Below are 5800 nucleotides of genomic sequence, written 5' to 3'. Positions count from 1 at the left end.
TTCTTCAATAATCGGGCGCAATTCTTGAAGAGGAATTGTGCCTTTTTCAGTAATAGGGCCATTTAATGGAGTAATGCTCATTGAATTAACTCGTAGTAAAGCTATTGATTATGAAAAGAAATAACGTACAAATTATAATGATTGATAATTCCAACCCGTGTGGGAATTATTGTATAATTGAAGAAGTATTTTATTTTCTATAAAGGGTACCTTTAGGAAAATGCAGATTTTGTCTTTACTGAATTTCAGCAAGTAAAATGAGGGAAGATGGAAGAGGTTTTTCATGAAAATATTCGAGGCAAATCAAGCTTGCAAAAAGATTGATGGAATAATGATTCTTAAAGAAGTCTCTATAAGCATTTCACAAGGTGAAAAAGTGGCGATCACCGGAAATAATGGATCCGGGAAAAGCAGCCTTTTAAAACTTATTGGGGGTATATTTGAAGAAACTGCTGGGCAAGTGAAGAGATCTCAAATTAACATAGGATATGTACCTGAACACTTTCCAGAAAGTATCCGATTCAAATTACAAGACTATTTAATGTTAATGGGTAAAATGACTTGTAAATCGGATGAAGGAATTTTAAAAAAAATTGAGAATTATGCTGAGCTGTTTGCAATTACAGACTTTCTAACCACCCCTTTGAATCATTGTTCAAAAGGGACAAAGCAGAAAGCCGGAATTATCCAGGCATTGCTGAAGAAACCTGATCTATTATTATTGGACGAGCCACTAACTGGGTTAGATGATAAAGCAAAAATCGAGCTTTTGAATCAGCTAAATTCTCTCCAAGGGGAAAAAACGATTATTTTTACTGCACATGATCCACTACTAATTGAAGGATTAGCCGATAGGGTTTTAACTGTAGAGAGTGGAAGAATTGTCTACGATTCTACAAAAAACAAAAAGGGGAAATTAAGATTTATAAGAGCAAAAATCCCCACTAGAGAGATAATTGCAGAGATTCCGTCTATTAGATATAAATTTGTAGGGGGAGATTCTGTTGAAATAATTGTTTCAGCTAAAGAGTCTGATAAGGTATTGGCCATGTTGCTTAAACGAGGATGTTCAATATTTGAATTAACAGAGAAGAGGTAGTAAGTTGTCAGCTTTTATCCGTTACCAATTAATAAGCTTTGTTCGTTCATTAAAATTTATCCCACCCGTTGTTATTTTTTTTGCATGGGTGTTTATTTTATATGCCTATAAAAATGTGCCGATCCTCAGTAGTTACGCAGTATCTTCTATTGCAATGTACTTAATCATGACATGGATTACAATGTCCATTTTTACTTTGGATGAAGAAAGTGAAAAGCATATCTTAATCTCTCATCTTAAAAGAAAGGTGAGTTACTTATTTGGCAAATGGCTAACTATTCTAGTAGTAATGATACCTTTACTTTTGTTTGCGATCTTTTTCCCAATCATTACAGAAAGCTTCAAAGGGAATATGTCGATCAAGCTATATGCTTATGCATTTTACAGCCACTTGGTCTTTATGACATTTGGGATATTAGTAGGAACCCTATTTTCGGCTACCAAACTTGCAACAAAAAAATACGCCTGGCTTTCGACTGTATTTATAATCGTAGTTTCACTCGCCTCAAAATCAATTATCGAAATATCATTGTTTTTTAAATGGATTTTGTGGGTCTTCCCCCCAGTGTTCAAGGTGATTGGGTATATGGAAGGCGAAGATCAAGTACTAATAAATATACCAATAATAATCGATGGTGTTTTTGTAGTTATTTATCTAATCATCGGAGCTGTCATGTTAGTTCCTCTTTTTTTAAAAAAAGAAAGTTAGCAGCTTTACTAACTTATGAATATCTGTAAAATCTATACCATACATACGATCTTCAATTAAAGGGCGCTTTTCTGAAATAAGGAAAGCGTCTTTCTTCATGAAAAGGGCCATTTAATTGATTAGCACTTTAAAGAAAATTGGATATCTATGTTGTTTATTCAGCATTTATAGCCATCCTCTTTTTAATATTAAAGTGAGGATGGCTTTAATAAATGTTATTTATGATTTTTCTAATAATAACTCCAATTATTACTCCAGGAAAAACAAATAACATTGGGAGCCAAACAGGACCAAATAGCACTCCAAATATCGTTACTTTTGAGGAAAAAATCAATCCAACCGTTACAAAAAATGCAGCGAATACATACGGAAGAAAAGACCAAGTATCTTTCCCACCGCCTGCATCTTTTACAGCATCCCACATCGAAAAAAAATATAAACAAGGGTAAAACATCAGCCACTGATAATCTGCCTGTTTTATGGCATCACCAATTTCCCCGTGAAAGCTTAAAAGTATGAGCTGGTTAAAATTGGCTTGTACATTTATCAGGAATTCAAGGATCAAGAGTACTGTGCCTTTAAAGTATTTTCTGTTTAAATATTGACCAAAACCTGGAAGTGCAATACTCCACATTAGTATTTCAAATACACTTTTAGTCATTCTATATACCCTAATAAATTATTTCTATTATTTTTCTTTTGCAATTTCCTGTCTATTAGGAGCAAGAGGTGGCTGTTCTAACCAATTATTTTCCACCATAATATTAAACCACTTTTTAATCACCATAAGATTTTGTAGAATTGTTTTTTCGTAAGTAGCAACAAGGTCTGTTCGCATGGCTGACGCTAGACCTGTCCCATGATAAGCCTGTGCAGTTTGAAACAAGAATCCCATATGATACATCATTAACTTATCTGAAAAAGGAGAGTCTGTTGAATTAGTCACTTCTGTTTCCCAAGACTTAGGAGTTGGTAAATTATCTTTCTTCATTATGTTTGAAAAGTCCTGTATTTGTTCATTTGCCGCTTTCTCAGAATCCTCTAAGAATCTCCTTACTTCTTTTGTCTGAGCGACTTGGCTAAATGCAATAGAAAGAGTTTTTGTCATAATACTCTTTTTTAGGTTGAAAGAAATACTTATGACTTCAATTGCAGTTAATGACCTACCTTTTCCGAAAAATCCATCGGTAAAATCTTGGCTAGAAATAAATTCAGGATTTTCAGCAGGATAGAATAAAGGGTCTCTCTGAAAACTCCCTTTCTCAAGTAATAAGTCAATTGTTTGATGATACATCCGCTTCCCATCATTATCACATGAGTCGTAAAAAAACCTTAAGTCCTCTCTGACAGAAGTACCTAATGAAGTTGAATGTCCTAGTAAACCATGTAAAGTCATGATATGTAAATAATTTAGGCAAAATATATCGCTAAACAGTCTCTCTTTGCCTTTGTTAAGATCAGATTCAGTAAATCCAATTGGTACTGGAAATCCTTCATTCTCTATAAAAGTTACGATTTGTTTCTTTTGTTTTGCAAACGTCACGATTGCATCTTTAAAAATAGATTTTATGGACTCGTCCTCAATAATAGAAAACATATACCTAATTACAATTTCAATGGCTGTTCCATTTACATACTCACCCCATAGTGTTCCTATTTCAGAAGATGTGAGTTTTAATTTGTCTTTATCCACGTTATCACCTCTTGAGTATTATGTTCTAATAGAGCAAGAACTATGAATAAAAAAGGATCTGAACAAAAGTAAAATTACTAAGAAGTCATTTTTGCATCTTTTTCGCATTTTTAATACTCCGCAATCGGGCGCTTTTCTGAAATAAGGAAAGCGTCTTTCTTCATCAAAAGGGCCATATTGTTGAATAACAATCTGTGAAGAATAGCGAGTAAATTTAAAAGGGGATAATAATCAATTAATATTTAATGAAAAGTACGAGTTACTTTAAAAATGAAAAGGGAGCAGAATAAAATTTCTTCTCCCCTTATATCAGTTATAAACTAACTAACAATCTTCTGCTTTATTATGATGTAATGGAGGTGGAACTAACCATCCTTTTTCTTTATTTAGACGAAGAACTTTAACTCCAAGTGCTGCCTTTTGAATATGAAACTGTCCAAACATCATTCCAATATCTTCTCGAATTGATTGCCCCATTATTGTACTGCACGCTACTAATCCTGCAGCAATGCTCATTGAAAGAGCAGCTGCTATTTCAGGATCTGCAAAACGTGCTCCAACTGGAATATCCTCTAAACAAGCTTTGGGTCTTTCTGGAGGTGTTGGAGGTAATCCAACTCCATTCGCTTTTAATAAAGTTTCAATCTGTTTGATTTCTTGTTGTCCTCCTTGAATTGCTTCCTCAAGCAATTTCTGTAAATCTTCATCACCTGCATGGTTTAGGTGAGTTTGATAACCTGCAATTGCCCCTTTAGCCGTTAAAAGAAACGACCAGGTGCTAAATACTTCCCCATAATGCATAGGTTCATCTGTTGGATTTCCACTTAAAATTCCCATTGTAATCCTCCTAATCAAATTCAAATTTAGTGCCTCCTTTCGCCAAAGCACATATTCTTATCATTCTCCTTTCGCAGCTTATTAATTCATTATTTTGTGGCTTCGAAATAAAGCTCGATCATTAATAAAAATGTCTAATTGTTTAAAGTTCGATCAGGAATCCTGTTTGAAAATGTATCATTTTCCTTATTCCGCAAAACCAGCTAATAGAAGCTAATTAATTATTCCAGTAAAGGACCAGATTGTGGAGTAACTCTTTTTTTAATTAAATGGATATTTATGTTGAAATTTGTTGAAGAGAATGTAAATGTTCTTGGGGTACATTTAATCATTGATTCGGAGCATAATAAAAATAGGGAGGGAATCAAATTATGATACTTCGTTGGGTACATAAGTATGTAATCATCTTGGTATTATTCTGTTTTTCTATTTTCGTCCCCCTCCTCATTCCATTAGCTGAAATAGAGAATGATTCACAACAGCAAGTATTTTTGAACTTTGAAAAAGAGATCCTTGATTTAATCTACTCTAGTATAGGGCCATTGAATAAACTGGACAGAGTAATGGGAGAGGAAAGCTTATATAATATTGCCTTATCGGCAGAACAGAAGCTTGCTGAAAATTCCATGACTTTAGCCCAATTAAAGGTACCTACCACATTGTCAGATGATATAAAGACATCGTTAGAAAATATCAAAGATGATTTGTCTATAGGTTTAAAGGCATTGGAGAAAAGTATGAACCACTTGGCACAATACATCGTGAAGCGTAACCCCTTATTGTACGATAAGTTCACCGAGGATTATGACAAGGGTTTTCTCTATATTTACGGTGTATTAACTTCGTTAACTACAATAAGATCGCAACTAGTCTCAAACATATCAATGATAGATAAAAATCGTTCGGTTTCACGAAAGGTAAGATCAGCAAGTAGTGGATGAATGTTACCTTTTACCCTACATGCCTTGATTAACTCTCTTGCACAGACTGACATAATGAGGGTCAAACTTAGTTTTGAAGGTATTGAAAAAAGGTTCTTCGATTTAAAGTGTACCCCTTGTAATCACCGGGCGCAGCTCGGGGTTTATTTGCGGCTTCTCGATATTCCGGTGCCGGGCATCTACGGCCCCTCGGCCGACGAGGAAGCCCAATGAATTAAGTTTCTCGTCCAATACTCGCTAAAAAGTCATAGGTCACCGGCATGAACGCAGTTACTCTACTACAAGGGACAAGAATGATTATACTCCTTAATCAATAACAGTTGAGGATTTTTAATTGAATAATACCAGTTAATATCAGCTTTTTGTTTATTCAAGAAAAGGGCGCTTTCCTATAATAAGGAACAGCGCTTATTTTCATTATAGGGCCAGATTGTTGAATAAAACCTAGATATCTAGGCGAAAGTTTAGGCGAGTTTGTGAAACTTGTACTTAAAGTAACGACGCAGTTGTGCGGCCGAGCA

Annotated in this window: 6 protein-coding genes and 1 pseudogene; 4 read left to right on the top strand and 3 right to left on the bottom strand. The window is 34.6% G+C overall.

What is annotated here, in order from left to right; translation table 11 throughout:
- Positions 1-283 precede the first annotated feature (283 nt).
- Both V7122_RS18095 and V7122_RS18090 read left to right on the top strand, forming a co-directional pair.
- Positions 284-1099: an ATP-binding cassette domain-containing protein gene (locus V7122_RS18095; RefSeq protein WP_335353321.1), complete on the top strand. Its 816-nt coding sequence runs from the start codon at positions 284-286 to the stop codon at positions 1097-1099.
- A gap of 4 nt (positions 1100-1103) precedes the next feature.
- Complete coding sequence (locus V7122_RS18090) at positions 1104-1808, top strand: hypothetical protein (protein WP_335353322.1); 705 nt, start codon at positions 1104-1106, stop codon at positions 1806-1808.
- Positions 1809-2013: 205 nt separating this feature from the next.
- Here the strand turns inward: V7122_RS18090 and V7122_RS18085 are convergent, their stop codons facing one another.
- The 3 genes from V7122_RS18085 to V7122_RS18075 all read right to left on the bottom strand — a co-directional run bounded on the left by V7122_RS18085 (position 2014) and on the right by V7122_RS18075 (position 4338).
- Entirely contained in the window at positions 2014-2469 is a 456-nt protein-coding gene (locus V7122_RS18085; protein ID WP_335347381.1) for a hypothetical protein, read from the bottom strand.
- Positions 2470-2496: 27 nt separating this feature from the next.
- Complete coding sequence (locus tag V7122_RS18080) at positions 2497-3501, bottom strand: DUF3231 family protein (RefSeq protein ID WP_335528037.1); 1005 nt, start codon at positions 3499-3501, stop codon at positions 2497-2499.
- 324 nt (positions 3502-3825) lie between these two features.
- Positions 3826-4338, bottom strand: coding sequence for a DUF3231 family protein (locus V7122_RS18075; RefSeq protein WP_335488899.1), 513 nt, complete (start codon positions 4336-4338; stop codon positions 3826-3828).
- 371 nt (positions 4339-4709) lie between these two features.
- On the opposite strand from V7122_RS18075, the gene V7122_RS18070 reads away from it, so the two are divergent.
- A complete protein-coding gene (locus V7122_RS18070; RefSeq protein ID WP_335348281.1) occupies positions 4710-5279 on the top strand; it encodes a hypothetical protein in 570 nt (189 codons plus the stop codon).
- Positions 5280-5399: 120 nt separating this feature from the next.
- A pseudogene (locus tag V7122_RS18065) lies at positions 5400-5492 on the top strand (DinB family protein); the annotation flags it as partial.
- Between the last annotated feature and the right edge of the window lie 308 nt (positions 5493-5800).

It is taken from the genome of Bacillus sp. JJ1532 (assembly GCF_036965085.1).
GTDB lineage: Bacteria > Bacillota > Bacilli > Bacillales > Cytobacillaceae > Cytobacillus.
The sequence above is the reverse complement of the archived record's forward strand: the minus strand, read 5'-3'. Positions and strand labels throughout refer to the sequence as shown.

Coding starts and splice junctions, on each gene's coding strand:
- V7122_RS18095 (WP_335353321.1), top strand. CDS start 284: ATGAAAATATTCGAGGCAAATCAAGCTTGCAAAAAGATTGATGGAATA.
- V7122_RS18085 (WP_335347381.1), bottom strand. CDS start 2,469: ATGACTAAAAGTGTATTTGAAATACTAATGTGGAGTATTGCACTTCCA.
- V7122_RS18075 (WP_335488899.1), bottom strand. CDS start 4,338: ATGGGAATTTTAAGTGGAAATCCAACAGATGAACCTATGCATTATGGG.
- V7122_RS18070 (WP_335348281.1), top strand. CDS start 4,710: ATGATACTTCGTTGGGTACATAAGTATGTAATCATCTTGGTATTATTC.